The organism is Marinitoga lauensis (assembly GCF_004135675.1).
In the GTDB taxonomy this organism is placed as follows: domain Bacteria; phylum Thermotogota; class Thermotogae; order Petrotogales; family Petrotogaceae; genus Marinitoga; species Marinitoga lauensis.
On record NZ_QHLX01000001.1, the window covers coordinates 53889 to 72098 of the forward strand.

The window sequence follows — 18210 nt, forward strand, 5'->3', positions numbered from 1 at the left end:
CCTCCAAAGTAAATAAGGCGGAATTTTTCCGCCTATAATAATTACAATGATTCAATTTCTGACATTATAAAATTAACAAGTTCAGAAATATATTTTTCAGAAAAATCAAATCTTATTCCTGCTATTTCATATAATTTTTTTACAGGATATTTAAAACCAGAACTTAAAAAATTCTTATATTGTTCAATAGCTTTTTTACCATTTTCCTTATAATTCTTATATACTGCAATAGCACCAAGTTGAGACATAGCATATTCAATATAATAAAATGGCACTTCAAATATATGTAATTGCCTTAACCATCGGATTCTTTTTTCCTTCTCCAATCCATTCCAATCAATTCCTGTATTAAATCTATCCATTAATTCACCAAAATACGAATCTCTTTCTTCAATAGTATGGTCAGGATTAAGATAAATCCAGTGTTGAAATGCATCTACTATCATAACCCAGGGTAATATTTTTAATGTTCCTTCTAATTGTTCTCTTTTAGCTTTTTTTAAATCTTCTTCATTATTATAATATTCATTTAAATATTCTAACGTTAATAACTCCATTGACATAGAAGCTAATTCTGCAATTTCACTTGGAAATTCTTTTAAATGTGATATTGAAATATCTTTTGAATAAAATGTATGTTGTGCATGTCCTGACTCATGCAATAATGTTCTAACATCTCTATGAATGCCAACTGCATTCATAAAAATAAATGCAGCTCCAGTTTCTCTTAGAGGATAATTATATCCTCCAGGGGCTTTACCTTTCCTATTTACTAAATCCAAATATCCTGAATTTCTCATCATTTCAAGATTTTTTGCAAAATCAATATCTATTTTTGAAAGAATTTTTATAGCTTTTTCTATAAATTCTTCTTCTTTTTCAAAAGGTTTTAATACTTTTCCATCTACGTCGACCTCAGTATCCCATGGTTTCAAAGTGCTTAACCCCAATTTTTCTTTTCTTTCCTCATTTAATCTTTTCAAGGCAGGAACCACAGCTTTTTCTACTGCTTCATGAAATTTATACAAATCTTCCGGTGTGAAATCAAATCGTCTTTTAGCATCATGCATATAGTCCCTATAATTGTTATAACCCGCATTTTTAGCTATATTAATTCTGATGTTTTTTAATTCATCAAATAATTTTTCTAACTCTTCATGATGCTCTAATACTGCTTTATTTATTAATTTCCATGCATTTTCCCTGATATTTCTATCTGGATTTTTTAAATATATTCCCATTTGAGATAATGTTTTTTCTTCACCATCAAAGGATACTGTAATTTTTGAGATTATTTCACCATATTTTGAAGATAATTCCTGTTCTTTAACCTGTAAAGGCAAATTTTCTTTTCTAAATATTTCAATATCTCTGGAAATTAGTTTATTCATATGTTCAAAACTTTCACCTTTTAATTCTTTTCTATATGGTGATTCATAGAATTTCTTTTTTAATAAAAAATCATATTCATTAGCGGGAGAAATAATATTTGCATAAAATTCATTAAAGGCTTTTGAGTTTTCTTCCTTTGTATCACATGTCATTCTTATATATCTCCATGCCATCTCTTCTGATAAAATACTATTTAATTCACTCCATTTTTCTAAAAAATTCAATAGTTCTTCTGCAGATTTTATTTTTTCGTCTAATAAATTTTCAAATTCTTTTTTAACCTCATTCCAATCATTTAAATTGATATTTTTATTATAATATTTTCTGGGTTTTTTTTCTATTTTTTCATCAGTTACTATCATTGTTTTTCCTCCTTTAAATTTTGTTAGTTATACTAATTATACAATAATATTTTATTTTTACAAAACAAAGTAGTCAGATTTTCATCTGACTACTTTCATATCGATAACAGCTCCATAAACTTTATCTAAAGATAAAATTGAATTTCTACCAACACCTCTAAAAGCATCTCCAAACATTCTATATAGATCAGAATTTAATTTAAACTCTGGAACTCTACCTAAGATACGTTCTCCATCATACATGAATGCTAATTGCACAGGTGTCCCAAACTTTCCTTCTGGTGTAAAATCTCCACCAGAAGCAACAAAAACTAATATTCCATTTTCTCCATTTAATAATTCTTTTATTGTTTTATCTGATTTTTTTATAATCAAAGGTACATATCCTATTGAAGGAACTGAATCATATTCTCCACCTGCTGCGCCAGTTAAAGGTAGATTAAACATCTTAGAAGTTTTTTTATCAGTATATGGTGATTTTAAAACACCATTTTCAATTAAACTACATCTATCATCTGTATTAGTAGTACCCTCAGCATCAAAAAAATCCCAAATTATTCCATCATCATAATTTCTGCTTTGATATAAAGTAAAATTATCGGAAAACAATTTTTTATTTAATTTATCAGAAAAAATAGAACTTCCTCCTCCAAAAGATAATCCGTTTAAATCAGTATAAAACTTTTTCAATAAGGTGAAGTCGCTTGACGTAAAAATAATTGGATACTCTCCTTCTTTAATGTCAATTATAGTATTATATGCATTACAGATTTCATCAATCATGTTTATAAATTTATCATATGAAAAATCAAAACTCTCATACCCAATAAATCCATCCAATATATTTATTGAATCTTTGTGCTTAAATCCTAATTCGAAAGAAAAATATTTGTTTTCAGAGTATAATCGTGTGTTTAAATCATTTTCCAACAATTTGATAGAATCTTTTAAAACTATTTTATTTGAGAATATAAAATCATTATGTTTTTCCTTTATTGTTTTTAACATCTTTTCAGTTTGATTGACAAATTCATTTTCAGATAATTCGGCTATTTTTACTTCTTCTCTATTAACGTTTTTTGTTAGAGGATATTCATATGGTATGTTTAAATTCAAATTTTCTATTGCATCATGTTCTAACTTATTTTCATCATATTTCCCCAAACTACCTGCTACTCCTATTTTTCCGTCTTTATAAATTCTGATACCTGTTTTTAATATATCTTTTCTTCTTATAGAATTAATCTCGGTTTGAACGATATTTATAGAAATTTCCTTTGTATGAAGTTGATATTTTTCCTTATTCATCACTATCCCCCAATTATTGAACATTCATTTTTTTTACCCTAACATAGGACCACCAAATCCAACAGGTAATGGATATTGTTCAAACTTGCCACATCCACCTATTGTAAACGATACTATTTTTAAATTATCCGATAAACCATCAATTTCATTCAACGTTTCAAATACTGTTCCGTAATAACGGAAACTTTTACAGGTTTATAAATCTTTCCATCTTTAATTCTATAAGCTAAATTTGGCGCAAGTGTGAACGTTGACATTCCTGACCCATGTTTTATAGTTTCAACGAGAATACCATCTTTTATTTCAGAAATTAACTCATCAAAAGATTTATTACCTGCTTCTATATAGGTTGTTGTCATTCTTACAATAGGTTCAAACTCAAAATTTAATGCTCTTGCATTACCGTTAACTCTTCATCTAAAGAAGCAGCCGTTATAGAATTATGTAATCTACCTGATAATATTCCATTTTTAATTAAATATGTTTTCTTTGTCTTTGTTCCTTCATCGTCAAAAGGGATGTATCCCATTCCTTCCTTATTACCGTTATCAACAATACTTAAAATATCAGCCCCACTTTTTTGCCTATTTGCCATTCTTCTTTCATCTTTTCATCACCAATCATAAAATCTGCTTCAGATTTATGTCCAAAGCTTTCATGCGCAAAAACGCCAGCAGCTTCTGGTGATAGCACAACTGTATATTCGCCAGGAGTAATATTTTCTGCATTGTTTAAAAAATCTATAGATTGTTCTAGCTTTTTTATAATATCATTCTCTAAATTCTCTAAATCATAATAATTAGATGCTATGTCAAATTTTTCACTAAATTTCTTTTCATTATTTCCAATTCAAAAAATATTCTAAATCCAACTCGTTGATAATCAAAAACAAAATCACTTCCTTTTGAAGAAATAATTCTTTTTTCAACTCTTTGATCAAGATAATTTGCCCTCCATACTTTAACATATTTATTTTTGAGACTAATGGAGAATATTTATTTAATAGTTTTAACTTCTCTTTTTTGGAAATTTTTTCCACAGATTTGTCAACAAATGTAAGATAATTTCCATTATGAACTTCTAATTTTTTACAATAGGATGTTCGTTTATATTCTTATCGGGATTTGATAACGCATATAATCTGTTAATTTCATTTTGAATGGAATCTACATCTGTAATAGATGAATAATACCATTTCTTACCATCAAAAAGCCTTATAAAAGCACCTTTATATTTTCTTTCCTTTAATTCTTCCAATGTTCCAAGAGTATTTTGGATTTTTGTTTCAAAAACATTTTCAATTCTTATATCAACATATACTCCTTCTGGAAACTCAAACATCTAATCCCCCTTTAACTTTTAAAATAAATTATTTTATTTACATTCCAAATTTCGTTTTCAAACTCTGAAACAACTGGTCCTGGAATAAAAATATCTCTTCCATCCTCATTCCTTTTTACCTTTAAAAAATTTTTATGTAATAAAAGATTGTCTTTTCGTATAACATTCATTGGATCAAATCCAGATAAAGAAAAATTACCTTCTAATATTTCCTTTTTATTTTTGATTTTAAAAAAATTTTCAAATTCATTATTTAAATAATTATAATAATTTTCACTTATCTTTTTTGCTAGCAGTTCAGTATCTTCTTTTATTTTATATTTTTAGGAGTAATATTTACAGTTTTCAAGAAATAATCATATAAATATAAATCAGATACTGAATATTCCTTTTTCCATTCAGGGTTAAAATAATCAAGTAATATAGCAATATACATCCAGAAGAATAACAACTATGTCTAAAATTTTTGTATTCAAAAATGTCATTTAAATTTTTTCCGAATTGAGCTAATAGAAATTGTTCTGGTAAATCAGAAATATCGGCTAGTGCTTTAAATTCCACATATGTTGCAGTTCCTTCAATACTTTCAAGTCCTAGTTCATAATTTAAAAAATCTTTTATTAATTCTCTCCTTTTTTCTCTATAGGAAATAAATTTCTTTATGTTTTCTTTTTTATTATTTTCAAAAACAGCTTTTAAAAGATATTTTCTTTCCTCCAAGCGTAATGCAATATTTTTTGTTTTAAATGGATATTGAAAAAATAAAAATTCATTAGCAAATCTTTTATCATTATTTGTTAATTGAAACCCGTGAAAAATTTCATGAACTATAAGAGAATAAAGTTTTTCAAATGTAGTATATTCATTTAATGTTGTTAAGTCAAAAATTGCAATATAAATATTATCATATTTTATTGCACTATTACCTAAAAATTTACTATTCCACTTTCCAATAAAAATATCATTCTCTTTTTTAAAACCTTCTAGATTATTTGGAAATCCAATGATGTATACTTCTTTTTTATCGTATAATGCTACAGGTAAAGGTTTAAAATCATTCCAATAATCTTTTAAAACGTTTGAATTAATATTTTTATAAATCTTTCTTGCCAGTTGTTTTATTTGCTCTTTGTTATTAAAAATCATAACATCCCCTCTCTTTATAAAAGAATATCATTTAATTTGAAAAATGTCAATATATTTATAAAAATATATTGTATAAAAAAAATCATGAAAAAATTTATTATTTCTTGTATAATCATATTGTGGCGCCACAAAAAGGAGGGGATAATGAAAAATTATTTATTAGAATGCATTCAAAAATCTTTAGACTATATTGAAGAAAACATTGAGAATGATTTTTCATTAGAAGATATTGCAAAATACACTAATTTTTCTTTGTCTTATTTATACAAATTATTTAACATCATAATAGGGATATCAATTAAAGAATATGTAAGAAAAAGAAGGTTGTCACAATCTGTATATGATTTATTAAATTCTAATTTAAACATTTTGGAAATAGCGATTAAATATCAATATAATACGTATGAATCATATTCAAGAGCATTTAAAAAAGAGTTTGGAGTATGTCCGAGCGAAGTTAGAAAAAATAATATTAAATTGACACTATTTGAATCTATAAAAGTAAGGGGAGGCGATTTAATGGAAAAGAAAAATTATTTATTATTAATTGACATAGATAGATTTGCACATATAAATAAAACTTATGGTAGAAAATTTGGTGATTTTGTATTATTAAAAATACCCGAAAGAATAAAAGAAGTTTTAAATAATGAAAATATTGATTATGAAAACAAGAAAAAAAGTAATTTAGAAAAAATGGGAGGAGATGAATTTATATTAGTTTTAAAAGATATTGATGAAAAAAAGCAAAAGAAATTTCTGAAAAGATATTAAAAAACATTAATAAACCAATAATATATGGAAGTACAGAAGCTCGAATTACTGTAAGCATAGGAATTACAGAATATTCATTATCAAATAAAGAATCTTATAACATGGCACTTAACGCTATGCTGAGCGCAAAAAAAGATGGAAGAAATAATTATAAAATAAACTAAACACAGTATATTTTATTTTAACTGTGAGACCTGCAAATGCAGCAAAATTCCATTGTTTAACTTAGAAAATAAATAAAGCATACCCTAAAAGGTATGCTTTATTTTGACAACAATCTGCTAAATATTTTTATTCCTATATCAATAACATCATCATCTGGAAGAAAATCTGGAGAATGCAATCCTACTTTTTTATCTGTTCTAGTTCCTAACCAGAACATTAAAGCAGGATATTTCTTTGCAATAAATCCAAAATCTTCCCCTGTCATTTTATATCCACAATCAATTACTGTAAAATCATTTTTTATTTTATTTATAAACTCTTCATAAATATTTTTATTATTAACTACTTCAACATATTGAGAACCAAGGGTAATTTTATAATCTACTCCAAAACTACTTTTTATTGATTCCAATATTTTTTCTAAATAATTAATATAATCTTGGGTATAATCCAAACTTAGAGATCTAATACTTCCCTCTATTTTTGCATATGCAGGTATAACATTTCTAACCTCACCAGAATAAACCTTACCTATTCCAAATACTAACGGTTTTACTGGATTACTTGGTATTTTTTCTATAGAATCTAAAAACATCCTCATTGCATTTAAAGCATTTTTTCCATCTTGAGGAAAAGCAACATGAGCATTTTTTCCAAAAAATTCTATATCAATTTCAACTGCAGATGCAAAAAGAACTCCCTTAGATGTAGCTATAACTCCTTTTTCATACTCATCTGTTACATGTAAGGCGTAAGCCTTTTTTATTTTAAATTGATTGAATACGCCACTTTCTAAAACTTTTTTAGCTCCACCTCCACCTTCTTCTGCAGGTTGAAAAAGAAATAAAATATTTTTTTGAATTTTATTTCTAAATACATATTCCATAAATCCATATAAAATTGACATATGAAGATCATGTCCACAGGCATGCATATTTTCATTTTGAGATTTAAAAGATACTTTATTTTGTTCTTTTATCGGCAAAGCATCAATATCCGATCTAAATAACAAATATTCATCATTTTTAAGTGGTGTATAATTAACAATTAACCCTGTTTTTAATGGTTTAATTATCTCTATTTCAATATTATATGTTTTTGATAAAGAAAGAATTGCATTTTCTAAAATCATAGTTGTTTTAATTTCTTCAAATCCTAATTCTGGATTTTGATGTAAAACATGCCTCAATTCAACAGGAGATATCATAATAATTCCTCCAATTTTTTAATAATTTCGTCAATTTCTTCATAAGAAATAGTTAAAGATGGCAATAATCTAATCACAGTATTTGAAGAAATCATATTCAATAATAAACCTTTTTCAAAAGCTCTTTCACGCAATTCCGGGAATGGTTCATCTAATTCAATTCCAATCATCAATCCTTTTCCACGTATATCAACAATTTTAAAAGTATTAATTTTTTCTAACTTTTCTTTTATATATTTACCTTTTTTCTTTATGTTTTCTAATTCCCCTGGTAAATGATCTACCAAATATCTTGCTCCGCCAATGCGACAGGATTCGGAGCAAATGTTGAACCGTGATCTCCAGGTTCTAATATATCCATAGTATTATTTAAAAATAATGTAGCTCCTAATGGTAAACCTCCCCTAAAGCTTTTCCAACAGTAATTATATCAGGATTTAAATTATAATGTTCATAAGAAAAGATTTTGCCTGTTCGACCTAATCCCGCTTGTATTTCATCACAAGCCAAAATAAATTTTTTCTCATTATGATACTTATTTAATATTTCTGAAAATTCCTTTGTTAATGGCATTACACCACCAGAACCTTGAATTGGCTCAACGAAAACTGCTAAAATTTCATCACCATGAAATTGCATATAATCATCAAAACCTTTTACATCATTAAATTCAAACTCCTGACAATTAGGAATCAATGGCCTAAAAGGTGCTTTTAAATTTTCAAACCCATTTATCGATAATGCGCCTAAAGTTCTGCCGTGAAAACCATTTTTAAAATATATTATTTTTCTTTTATCTTTAGTAGATAACTTTTTTACAGCTTTCAAAGCTGCTTCTGTAGCTTCTGTTCCAGAATTTGTAAAAAAAACTCTCCCTTCTTGCCCGTAAATTCTATCAATTTATTAGCAACATAAACTGCATCCTCATCTAAATAAAAATTGGATATATGCATATATCTTTCCATTTTACTCTTCATTGCTTCTAATATTTCATTATTAGAATGACCAAATGCCATTACGCCTATACCAGCAAAAGTATCGAGATACTTTTTCCCATCTTTTGAATATATGCATACTCCTTTTGCATAATCAATATCTAAATTAAAATAATCATATATTTTCAAAATCATAATTCAAACTCCTTTATTAAAGCTTTGATGGCGTTATCTAAATACTTTTTATCTATTAAACATGAAATTTTTATTTCTGATGTAGTAACCATTCTTAATGGAATGTCCTCTAATGCTTTAAAAAATCTGGATGCTACCCCTTTTTCGGTTTTCATTCCAATTCCAACTACAGAAACTTTAGCGTAACCATGTTCATAAGTTACTTGAGATTCATTAAAAGCCGTTAAAGCATCTTTCAAATACTTATCAAAGTGTTCCATTTCTTCCTCAATAATAGTAAAAGAAACATTCAACTTTCCATTAATATTAATTATAGATATCATATCGACATTAAAACCTTTTTGTGCTATTTTTTCAAATATATTGTAAATAATTGCATGATTAAATGGTAAATTTGTTATTGTTACTTGCGTTTGATTTTCCATAACACTCATTCCTGTAACAACGGGATTTTCAATATTATCTGTTACCACATATGTTCCCTCCTCATCAGAAAAAGTAGAAGCACAATAAACAGTGATATTGTATTTTTTTGCTACTTCCACTGCTCTACTATGTAAAACCTTTGCTCCAAGACTTGACATTTCTAACATTTCATCATAAGTAATATACTTTATTTTTTTTGCGTTTGAATACCTTCTTGGATCAAAAGTAAAAATACCAGGAAAATCACTGTATATTTCGCATTTTGCATCTAAAGCAGCAGCAATTGCAACTGCAGAAGTATCAGAGCCACCTCTTCCAAGAGTTGTATAATCACCTTCTTCTGTTATTCCTTGAAATCCTGTAATAACCAAAATATCATATTCTTCCAATAACCTTTTTACTTTAGATGTTTTAAACTTTTGAATTCTTGCATTATTAAAATCTGATGTAGTGAAAATACCTGCTTGAAAAGCATTTAAAGATTTTGTTTTTACTTTTAGATCATTTAATGCCATCGACAATAAAGAAACTGAAATTTGTTCTCCAGTTGTTAATAACATATCTAATTCTCTAGGATGTGGTTTTTTTGAGATTTCTCTTGCTAAATTAATTAAATTATCTGTAGTCTTTCCCATAGCAGAAACAATTACCACAACCTTATATCCCTCATCTACTTTATTTTTAATCTTTTTTGCAACATATTTTATTTTTTCTGTATCTGCAACAGATGAACCACCATATTTTTGAACTACTATATTCATTATATCACCTACAAATTTCTTAATTCATCTAATAATTTTGTCTTATCCTTTGTTTTTTCATCAACTTTTTTATTACTTTCGCTGGAACACCTGCTACAACAGTATAAGGTTCAACATTTTTTGTAACAACAGAACCAGCAGCAACAACTGAACCTTTTCCCACTCTTACACCCTCTAAAATAACTGAGTTTGCTCCAACTAAAACATCATTTTCTATTATTACTGGATCTGCACTTGGAGGTTCTATAACCCCTGCTATAACAGAGCCAGCACCTATATGGCAATTTGCACCAATTTCAGCTCTTCCCCAACAACAACATTCATATCAATCATCGTTTTTTCTCCGATTTTTGCTCCAATATTTATAACAGCTCCCATCATAATTACAGCATTATTTCCAATTTCTACTAAATCCCTTATTATTGCTCCAGGTTCTATTCTTGCATTTATTTTTTTTAAATCTAATAACGGTATAGCTGAATTTCTTCTATCCATTTCAATCCTATATTTTATAGCTTTATCTCTATTATTTTCTAAAAATTTCTCAAATTCATTTAACTCACAAAATAAAACACCACTGTTTTCATCACCATAATATTCTTCAAATGGTAAATCTCTTAAATCACCTTTTATAAATACTTTTACAGGTGTAACCTTTTTTGATTTTGCAATATATTCTATAATTTCATATGAATTCATATTATTCCTCCCTATAATTAATTCAAAAATATCTTGAAATGTGTAATATCCAGCTACTAATTTTAAGGATAGATTTGCTGCCTTTAATACACCTTCAGCAAAAGTTCTTCTCGATAATGCTCTGTGAGATATTGTTATAACTTCACCTAAATTACTAAAATGTACGGAATGATCTCCAGGCACATTACCCAATCTCAATGAAGAAATATTTACTTCTTTTCCTATAACATCTTTAATCATTTTTGCAGTACCTGATGGTTTATCTTTCTTAAATCTATGATGTGTTTCTTCAATTTCTATATCCACGTCATCCATTAATTTATTTGCCAAATCAACTAATTTTAATAATACTTGAACACCAAAAGAAAAATTATAACTCTGTATTACAGGTATAGTCTGAGATAATTCTTTTAATTTATTGATATTATCTTCTGATAATCCTGTTGTTCCAATTATTAAAGGACAATGAAATTTTTAGTATATTCTATAACTTTATCAAAAGCTTCTGGCAATGAAAAATCAATTAATACCTGCGGATTATCAATATAATTTTCTTCTTCTTTATCATAAGAAAAAACTAATTCATGCCCTTTTTCCGAAAATAAATTGTATATTTCATTTCCCATTCTTCCATTTCTTCCAATAATTCCATATTTCATAATATACTCAGCTCCTCAAATAGATTATCAATTATCTTTTTAGCATTATCACTAATTGTAATTAATGGTAATCTTACAATATTCTTGCAGTACCCAAGTTTTGAAACTGCATACTTTACTGGAATAGGATTAACCTCAATAAACAATTTCCTCATTAAAATATTATACTTTTTATTTATTTTCTGAGCTGTAGCATAATCATTGTTTAATACTGCATCTGTTAAGTCCCTCATTTCCTTTGGAAGTACATTAGAAAAAACAGATATAACGCCATCTCCACCTAAAGCCATTAAAGGTAATGCCTGATCATCATTTCCGGAATAAACAAACATTCCATCCGGTTTTTTAGAAATCAATTCTGCAATTTGAGAAATATTTCCACTTGCTTCTTTAATTCCCACAACATTTGCGTTTTTTTCGAAAATTTCTATTGCAGTGTCTGGTAAGATATTCCCACCGGTTCTTGAAGGTACATTATACAAAATAATAGGTAATTCAGTTCTTTGAGCAACATATGTAAAATATTCAACTAATCCTTTTTGTGTTGACTTATTATAATAAGGACTAACTATAAGTAATCCATCTGCACCTGATTTTTCTGCTAATTTATTATTATGCAACACATGTTCTGGATTATTTGAACCAGTTCCAACTATTACAGGAACCTTTTTATTTGTTACTTCAACCACTTTAGAAACTATTTTTTCTCTTTCACTTTCATTTATTGTTGGAGCTTCCCCAGTAGTTCCTAAAACAATCAAAGCATTAACATGTTTTAATTGAAATTTCACAAATTCTTCTAAAGCATTGTAATCAACTTCAAAATTTTCATCAAATGGAGTAATAATTGCTGTACCTACACCTTTAAACATAAATATCCCCTCCTTCAATTGTGGAAAAATAATCCTTTAATGTTTCCTGCCTTCTAATCATTTTAAATCCTATTCCGTCATATATAAATTCTGCGGACCTCAATTTTCCGTTATAATTAAAGCCCATAGAATGTCCGTGCGCTCCAACGTCATGAATAATTAATATATCTCCCTTTTCTATTTTTGGCAATTCTCTATCAACTGCAAATTTATCATTATTCTCACATAAAGAACCAACGATATCATATTTTTTATATTTACCTTCTTTTCCCAAAACCGTTATATGATGATATGCATTTTTTGGCCCATATAAACCAGGACGCATTAAATTTGCCATATTTGCATCTACACCTACATAAGTTTTATAACTTTCTTTAATATGCAAAACCTTTGTTATTAAATATCCATGTGGGCCAGTAATGTATCTACCATTTTCAGTAAATATTTTGGGTTTAAAATCCACAAAATAATACTCATATAATTCTTTAATGTTTTTGCCCAATAAATATATGTCTAACTCCTTTTCTTCAGGTCGATATGGTATTCCAAAACCGCCACCAATATCTATAAATTCAAATTCTATACTTAGCTTCTTTGATATTTTTCTCACCGCCTTGAAGATAGTCTCTGTATTTTTTGTTATTATATCTATATCTAACGTATTAGAAATTATCATGGCATGTATACCATATCTTTTTATTCCTGCATCTTTAAACATTTGGTACCCTTCAATTAATTTTTCAAAAGGCATTCCGAATTTTGATTCTAATGGGTTTCCTATAATTCCTGAACCATATGCTTTCTCAGGAGTATATCTTATTGATGCGATTTTTGGAATTCCAATTTTTTCTATAAACTCTGGTATATGTCCTATATCATCAAAATTTATAATCGCACCCAACTCATATGCTTTTTGATATTCTTCTAATGGTGTATTATTTGAAGTAAATAAAATATCTTCATTTTCCAAACCCACCATATCTGATAGATACAATTCTGCTAATGAACTACAATCTGTTCCGCATCCATTATCTTTTAATAATTTTAAAATATACGGATTCGGTAATGCCTTTACGGCAAAAAATTCCTTAAAATCTACCCAGGAAAATGCTTTTTGTAACTTTTTTACAGATCCCATAATTCCATTTTGATCATATACATAAAATGGTGTTGGAATTTTCTTCAATAATTCTTCTATACTAAATGATATTTTTTTCATCTTTTCCCTCTTTTCACAATTTTCTATGGTTTAATTCAAAATGTTTTAATAATATTCTTACAGCATTTGTAGCTGCTCCAACCCTTACATTATCTGCAACAACCCAAACTAAGAAGGTATTTTCATCCATCTGTCTTAATCTGGACACATAGGTGATATCACTACCTGCAACATTTAATGGTGTAATTAAATTTTCACTGTATTTTACATTCTCTGTTTTAATAATCAAATTCTTGATACTTTCTATAGTTGCATTACTTTTAAGCCTAAAAGTAATACTTTCGGAATGCCCATATAAAACAGGAACTCTTACAGCAGTTGGATAAACTTTAATACTTTCATCATTAAAAATTTTCCTGGTTTCATTTACCATTTTCATTTCTTCTTGTGTAAATCCATTATCTTCAAAAGGACCAATTACAGGAATTACATTATGATGAATTAATTCTGGAAAATGATTAAAATTATTATTACCATTTTCCTGATCTAATAATTCCTTAATTCCTTTATTTCCTGCTCCAGAAACAGCTTGATATGTACTTACAAAAATTTCAGAGATGCCAAATTCTTTTTCTAGTGATGACAGTGCAAGAACCATTTGAATAGTAGAACAGTTGGGATTTGCTATAATACCCTTATAATCTTTCAACAGCATTCCATTTATTTCAGGAACAATCAAAGGAATATTTTTTTTCATTCTAAATGCAGAAGAATTATCAATAACTGTATTTCCATAATCAGCGGCAATTGGAGCAAATTTTTTTGAAACAGTACTGCCAGCAGAAAAAAGTAAATAATCATATTTTTCTTTCATTTTTTCTTCCGTCAATTGTTCTACAATATAATCATTATTTTTAAATTTTATTTTTTTCTCTTTCGATTTTTTACTGGCAAAAAGTTTTAATTCGGTGACATTTACATTTAAATCTTCCAATACCTTAACCATAGTTCTACCGACTTCACCTGTTGCACCAACTACTCCTATTTTCATATTCTCCCTCCTAACAAAAATGGCCTTCCGCATGGGAAGGCCAATATTTGAAATAATATTACAATCACATTATTTCAAACGGCTCTCCGCATGCATAAATCATGCGACAGTCACATAGGTATTCCCTATGCAACCAGGCATGTAAGATGGGTAAATCTTACACCCTTCGGCAACCTCGCCTTTCATCTACCCAAGCCTACCCAAGCGATAGGTAGATTACTCATCTTGGTTGCGCCTCCGTTTGTTCGTTTAACTTATTAACTTTTGATGTAGTTTATCAAATGTTTTTTAACTAAACATTACATATATACAACATAAAAGTTAAGCATTCTATTTCAAATTTATTTTCTTTACTTTTACTTTCATCCTTTTCATTCGCAAACGTTCTATAAATCTTATTATTGGACATCTCATTTTCCATTTCTCAAAAAAGGTCATTGTATCCTCCTAATTGTATTGAATTTTTTATTTAATATATTATATCACAAAATCACAAATAAAAAAAGAGCAGGTTGTCCTGCTCTTAATGGCGGAGAGAGTGGGATTTGAACCCACGGACGGGTTGTGCCCGTCACACGCTCTCCAGGCGTGCGCCTTCGACCGCTCGGCCATCTCTCCGTTATATTAACTTTCCAACATATTTTATCATAACTTTCCACTTTAGTCAAGTAGTAAAATAAACATAATTAAATTTTTGTGATTTGTAACTCATTAATAAGCAATTTATAATTGAAAAAAGATGAAAAGAGGTTTTAAGTAAAATACTAAAAACTTCTACAATAAAATTTAAATTTTAATTAGAGTATTTAATCTTTTCTCGATATTTGTCCAATGTTTATTTAAATCTATAGTTTTTACGCAAATTTTATATTTTATTGTTTTTTTATTCTCAGCACAAAAATTAATTTCACTTCCAACTTCTGGATATAACAGAATACCAACTAATTCTAATTTTTCTTTTTTATTTAATATATAGTTTGTTAAATATGAGTTTATTTGATATAGATTTGAAGATATAAATTTTTCTTTATCATAATTTTTAGATAATGCCTTTTTATAGTATTTAGTATCTATGATAATTTTTTTATTTCCAAGTTCAATAGATGTATCTGTCTGCATTTTTGGAATAAGATTTTCATCTCCTTCAAGGATATTTTTTGACCATGACCAATATATATTTTCTCTTTTAACCAGTGCATTTTTTAATTTAGTTTTATAATAATTTAGAACAAATTCTTCAAAAATAGTACTCATTTTGGTTTCATCATCTAAGATGTTTATTATTTTTTCATCATATTTGTCACTTTCGTATATCAAATAATTATTATAAATAAATTCGCATATTTTAATTACAATATCATAATGCTTATTATTTCTATGTAATATAACTTTTTTAAAAGTATTTTTATTTAATTTTATTAGTTCTACATCATGAAAATAATTATATAAAATTTCTATATTTTTTATTATTTCTTTTTTATTAATTATGCTTTTTCTATACTCGCTTTTTAACAATAAATATAATGTTGTTTTTATTATCTGGTTATTTAATGTATTGCTATTCAATATATCATATTGACAATTTAATTTTAATTTTTTTCTCAACATATTATTCATTGTATTTTTTATCATTATTTTCCCTCTTGAAAAACTTAGATCATCTACAAAAGTATCATAATTTTTTTCCAATCCTTTTTTTATCAATTTTGATAGTAAGTTTGATAATATCCATACTAAAAAGGTAGGAAAATTATCATAATCTTCCTTTGCTACATTTATTTTATCCAACAATTTTAGATCTATTCTTTCCCAGGCATATAATAACATATAAAAAATATTGTTATATAATTCTCTATTATTTTCTACTGATATACTATTTTTCATGTTCCACCTTGATTTTTTTTAGTATATTTAATGCCTCATCTACCTTAGAATAATCATCAAACCAATATTCTTCTAATAATGGTTTTATTTCAAATTCAATAATATCGTTATACCAAACATCAAAATCATTAACTACATCTTTAGGTGTAAAATAACTATGTCCTATTCTAAAATCCTTTCCTAAATCTTCTTCAATTAATTTGTTTAACTCACTAATGTTTTTGATTAAAATATCAATGTTATTATCTTCAATTTTTTTTCTTTTAAATGATTTTTAAAGTTCTCATTATTAAATGCAGGGTCTAATGAAAAAAAGACAAATCTTCTTCTTAAAGCATAGTCTACTAAAGCTATGGACCTATCAGCAGTATTCATAGTTCCAATTATATATATATTATCTGGAATATAAAAGTATTTTTCAGGTTGGTAAGTTAATGATATTTTGTATTCATCTCCTCTTTTATCACTTTCTAATAATAACATTAATTCTCCAAAGATTTTGCTTAAATTCCCCTATTAATTTCATCAATAATAAATAAATAATTATTATTAGGATTATCTTTTGCTTTTTCAACAAAATTATAAAAAATTCCCTTTTTTAATTCAAACCCTCCAGCATTTGTGGGTTTATATCCCATAATAAATTCTTCATATGAATAAGATTGATGAAATTGAACAGTTTCAATATTATCTTCTTCAATTTCCATCAAAAGTGCAATTTTTTTTGCTAAAAATGTTTTTCCTACACCGGGAGGTCCTTGCAATATAATATTCTTTTTTCTTTTTAATAATTCAATTATTTTTTTAATCTCTTCTTTTTCAAGAAAAATATTTTTGAAAAAATCATTTTCACTATATGTATATCTCTTATTAAATAAATATTTCCATAAACTATTATTTATTATAATATAATTCCCATTATTATCAATAAACTTTAATAATGCTTTATCTCTAAGTTCTTGCAACGTCTGGCTAACAGTCCGATCTATAGTATTGTTATTTGGAAATATATTACTCAAATCTTTTTTATATATTGAGAGAAATTCTTTCCTCGAAAATTCATCTTTCTCCATTTTAAAAATCATTTTTGCTACTTCATATTGCCATTCATTTAAAATAGAAATATTTGCTTTAAATAATATTTCATCATATTTATTTAAATAAGAAATAATTTTTTCAATTGAAAACAATTCATCATTATATTTTTTTATAGATTTAAAATCATTAATAATTTTATTATTTATTATATTATTAATATTTTTTTCAATATAATCAAAGTTAACATGCATTTTTCCTTTCTCAAAATATATACTAAATCTAAATGCGTTTTTAAAGTCTCTTCCTATTGGAAAAAAAAACAAAAAACAAGCATCATCACCAAAACTATGATTCCAATCAAATCCTTTTGCTTTATATATATAATTATGTTTTTTTAAAGTTGTATTATTCACTATATATTTTCCAATTATATTTAAGAAATATTCCACAGTACTTTTCACATTTGAATAATATATCCCAAAAAGAATTTTAAAATTATTCCAACTACGTAAAATGTCTTTATCATAATCTTTAGAAATATCATTCTTTATTTTTTCTATATCAGATAATGAAATGTCATTTTCATTTATAATTTTTTTTATAATTTTTATTCTTATTAATTGTATTGGTCCTATCTTATCATTTTTATAACTCTTATATTTATTGTATAGTTTATTCAAATCATCTTTTTTCATTTTTTTTATAACCTTTATAAATAATTCGATATCATTTTTGTATTGATTCAGTTTTTTCGATAATGATAATAAATATTTTCCCATTTCATTAATTTCTTTTTCATCATATTTTTTTTCTTCATTAGTAATATCCATATTACT

18 protein-coding genes, 1 tRNA gene, 4 pseudogenes and 1 riboswitch are annotated in these 18210 nt (G+C 26.7%); of the genes and pseudogenes, 1 reads left to right on the forward strand and 22 read right to left on the reverse strand.

What is annotated here, in order from left to right:
* Nucleotides 1-41 precede the first annotated feature (41 nt).
* From DJ007_RS00245 to DJ007_RS00260, 7 genes and pseudogenes are all read right to left on the reverse strand, one after another.
* Nucleotides 42-1754: a M3 family oligoendopeptidase gene (locus DJ007_RS00245; protein ID WP_129407831.1), complete on the reverse strand. Its 1713-nt coding sequence runs from the start codon at nt 1752-1754 to the stop codon at nt 42-44.
* Nucleotides 1755-1835: 81 nt separating this feature from the next.
* Nucleotides 1836-3062: a metallopeptidase TldD-related protein gene (locus DJ007_RS00250; RefSeq protein ID WP_165973918.1), complete on the reverse strand. Its 1227-nt coding sequence runs from the start codon at nt 3060-3062 to the stop codon at nt 1836-1838.
* A 149-nt stretch (nt 3063-3211) separates the two neighbouring features.
* Nucleotides 3212-3657: pseudogene (locus DJ007_RS19720) on the reverse strand (metallopeptidase TldD-related protein).
* Nucleotides 3621-3755, reverse strand: coding sequence for a hypothetical protein (locus DJ007_RS18505; RefSeq protein ID WP_276318583.1), 135 nt, complete (start codon nt 3753-3755; stop codon nt 3621-3623). Before DJ007_RS18505 ends, DJ007_RS19720 begins: the two are co-directional and overlap by 37 nt.
* A gap of 387 nt (nt 3756-4142) precedes the next feature.
* Nucleotides 4143-4403: a PmbA/TldA family metallopeptidase gene (locus DJ007_RS15105; RefSeq protein ID WP_206075980.1), complete on the reverse strand. Its 261-nt coding sequence runs from the start codon at nt 4401-4403 to the stop codon at nt 4143-4145.
* An 11-nt stretch (nt 4404-4414) separates the two neighbouring features.
* Nucleotides 4415-4573 carry a hypothetical protein gene (locus DJ007_RS14430; RefSeq protein ID WP_165973919.1) on the reverse strand — a complete coding sequence of 53 codons (159 nt, stop codon included), beginning with the start codon at nt 4571-4573 and terminating at the stop codon, nt 4415-4417.
* Between the two features lie 175 nt (nt 4574-4748).
* Nucleotides 4749-5549, reverse strand: a complete 801-nt coding sequence (locus DJ007_RS00260; protein WP_129407833.1) for a hypothetical protein — start codon at nt 5547-5549, stop codon at nt 4749-4751.
* A gap of 144 nt (nt 5550-5693) precedes the next feature.
* On the opposite strand from DJ007_RS00260, the gene DJ007_RS00265 reads away from it, so the two are divergent.
* Complete coding sequence (locus DJ007_RS00265; protein ID WP_165973920.1) at nt 5694-6323, forward strand: helix-turn-helix domain-containing protein; 630 nt, start codon at nt 5694-5696, stop codon at nt 6321-6323.
* A 262-nt stretch (nt 6324-6585) separates the two neighbouring features.
* Here DJ007_RS00265 and DJ007_RS00275 read toward each other — a convergent pair whose 3' ends face one another.
* The 15 genes and pseudogenes from DJ007_RS00275 to DJ007_RS18535 form a co-directional block, all read right to left on the reverse strand.
* Nucleotides 6586-7695, reverse strand: coding sequence for an amidohydrolase (locus DJ007_RS00275; RefSeq protein WP_129407835.1), 1110 nt, complete (start codon nt 7693-7695; stop codon nt 6586-6588).
* Nucleotides 7692-7982 carry an aminotransferase class III-fold pyridoxal phosphate-dependent enzyme gene (locus DJ007_RS18510; protein ID WP_276318584.1) on the reverse strand — a complete coding sequence of 97 codons (291 nt, stop codon included), beginning with the start codon at nt 7980-7982 and terminating at the stop codon, nt 7692-7694. The genes DJ007_RS00275 and DJ007_RS18510 overlap by 4 nt, the downstream gene beginning before the upstream one ends.
* Nucleotides 7983-8082: 100 nt before the next feature.
* A pseudogene (locus tag DJ007_RS18515) lies at nt 8083-8825 on the reverse strand (aspartate aminotransferase family protein).
* Nucleotides 8822-10012 (reverse strand): aspartate kinase, encoded by a 1191-nt coding sequence (locus DJ007_RS00285; RefSeq protein ID WP_129407836.1) that lies wholly within the window; start codon nt 10010-10012, stop codon nt 8822-8824. Before DJ007_RS00285 ends, DJ007_RS18515 begins: the two are co-directional and overlap by 4 nt.
* A gap of 8 nt (nt 10013-10020) precedes the next feature.
* A pseudogene (gene dapD, locus DJ007_RS18520) lies at nt 10021-10711 on the reverse strand (2,3,4,5-tetrahydropyridine-2,6-dicarboxylate N-acetyltransferase).
* Nucleotides 10712-10798: 87 nt separating this feature from the next.
* Nucleotides 10799-11167 (reverse strand): annotated as a pseudogene (locus tag DJ007_RS19725) (4-hydroxy-tetrahydrodipicolinate reductase); the annotation flags it as partial.
* Nucleotides 11167-11370, reverse strand: a complete 204-nt coding sequence (locus tag DJ007_RS16620) for a Rossmann-fold NAD(P)-binding domain-containing protein (RefSeq protein WP_276318586.1) — start codon at nt 11368-11370, stop codon at nt 11167-11169. The pseudogene DJ007_RS19725 and the gene DJ007_RS16620, both read right to left, overlap by 1 nt.
* Complete coding sequence (gene dapA / locus DJ007_RS00300; protein WP_129407837.1) at nt 11367-12242, reverse strand: 4-hydroxy-tetrahydrodipicolinate synthase; 876 nt, start codon at nt 12240-12242, stop codon at nt 11367-11369. The genes DJ007_RS16620 and dapA overlap by 4 nt, the downstream gene beginning before the upstream one ends.
* Nucleotides 12235-13461 carry a diaminopimelate decarboxylase gene (locus DJ007_RS00305; protein WP_129407838.1) on the reverse strand — a complete coding sequence of 409 codons (1227 nt, stop codon included), beginning with the start codon at nt 13459-13461 and terminating at the stop codon, nt 12235-12237. The genes dapA and DJ007_RS00305 overlap by 8 nt, the downstream gene beginning before the upstream one ends.
* Nucleotides 13462-13474: 13 nt before the next feature.
* The gene (locus tag DJ007_RS00310) at nt 13475-14452 is read right to left on the reverse strand and encodes an aspartate-semialdehyde dehydrogenase (protein ID WP_129407839.1); all 978 of its coding nucleotides are present in this window, start codon (nt 14450-14452) and stop codon (nt 13475-13477) included.
* Nucleotides 14453-14523: 71 nt separating this feature from the next.
* A riboswitch (Lysine riboswitch) is annotated at nt 14524-14700 on the reverse strand.
* A gap of 279 nt (nt 14701-14979) precedes the next feature.
* A tRNA-Ser gene (locus DJ007_RS00315) sits at nt 14980-15070 on the reverse strand.
* Between the two features lie 168 nt (nt 15071-15238).
* On the reverse strand, nt 15239-16336 hold the full coding sequence (locus DJ007_RS00320; RefSeq protein WP_129407840.1) for a 5-methylcytosine restriction system specificity protein McrC: 1098 nt from the start codon (nt 16334-16336) through the stop codon (nt 15239-15241).
* A complete protein-coding gene (locus tag DJ007_RS20980) occupies nt 16326-16589 on the reverse strand; it encodes a hypothetical protein (RefSeq protein WP_497006732.1) in 264 nt (87 codons plus the stop codon). The genes DJ007_RS00320 and DJ007_RS20980 overlap by 11 nt, the downstream gene beginning before the upstream one ends.
* On the reverse strand, nt 16562-16819 hold the full coding sequence (locus tag DJ007_RS18530; protein ID WP_129407841.1) for a hypothetical protein: 258 nt from the start codon (nt 16817-16819) through the stop codon (nt 16562-16564). Before DJ007_RS18530 ends, DJ007_RS20980 begins: the two co-directional genes overlap by 28 nt.
* A 20-nt stretch (nt 16820-16839) precedes the next feature.
* Complete coding sequence (locus DJ007_RS18535) at nt 16840-18204, reverse strand: AAA family ATPase (protein ID WP_129407842.1); 1365 nt, start codon at nt 18202-18204, stop codon at nt 16840-16842.
* Nucleotides 18205-18210: the final 6 nt, after the last annotated feature.

Coding starts and splice junctions, on each gene's coding strand:
- DJ007_RS00250 (WP_165973918.1), bottom strand. CDS start 3,062: ATGAATAAGGAAAAATATCAACTTCATACAAAGGAAATTTCTATAAAT.
- DJ007_RS00245 (WP_129407831.1), bottom strand. CDS start 1,754: ATGATAGTAACTGATGAAAAAATAGAAAAAAAACCCAGAAAATATTAT.
- DJ007_RS00260 (WP_129407833.1), bottom strand. CDS start 5,549: ATGATTTTTAATAACAAAGAGCAAATAAAACAACTGGCAAGAAAGATT.
- DJ007_RS18530 (WP_129407841.1), bottom strand. CDS start 16,819: ATGTTATTATTAGAAAGTGATAAAAGAGGAGATGAATACAAAATATCA.
- DJ007_RS00275 (WP_129407835.1), bottom strand. CDS start 7,695: ATGATATCTCCTGTTGAATTGAGGCATGTTTTACATCAAAATCCAGAA.
- dapA (WP_129407837.1), bottom strand. CDS start 12,242: ATGTTTAAAGGTGTAGGTACAGCAATTATTACTCCATTTGATGAAAAT.
- DJ007_RS00320 (WP_129407840.1), bottom strand. CDS start 16,336: ATGAAAAATAGTATATCAGTAGAAAATAATAGAGAATTATATAACAAT.
- DJ007_RS00305 (WP_129407838.1), bottom strand. CDS start 13,461: ATGAAAAAAATATCATTTAGTATAGAAGAATTATTGAAGAAAATTCCA.
- DJ007_RS00310 (WP_129407839.1), bottom strand. CDS start 14,452: ATGAAAATAGGAGTAGTTGGTGCAACAGGTGAAGTCGGTAGAACTATG.
- DJ007_RS16620 (WP_276318586.1), bottom strand. CDS start 11,370: ATGAAATATGGAATTATTGGAAGAAATGGAAGAATGGGAAATGAAATA.
- DJ007_RS14430 (WP_165973919.1), bottom strand. CDS start 4,573: ATGAATGTTATACGAAAAGACAATCTTTTATTACATAAAAATTTTTTA.
- DJ007_RS18535 (WP_129407842.1), bottom strand. CDS start 18,204: ATGGATATTACTAATGAAGAAAAAAAATATGATGAAAAAGAAATTAAT.
- DJ007_RS00265 (WP_165973920.1), top strand. CDS start 5,694: ATGAAAAATTATTTATTAGAATGCATTCAAAAATCTTTAGACTATATT.
- DJ007_RS15105 (WP_206075980.1), bottom strand. CDS start 4,403: ATGTTTGAGTTTCCAGAAGGAGTATATGTTGATATAAGAATTGAAAAT.
- DJ007_RS00285 (WP_129407836.1), bottom strand. CDS start 10,012: ATGAATATAGTAGTTCAAAAATATGGTGGTTCATCTGTTGCAGATACA.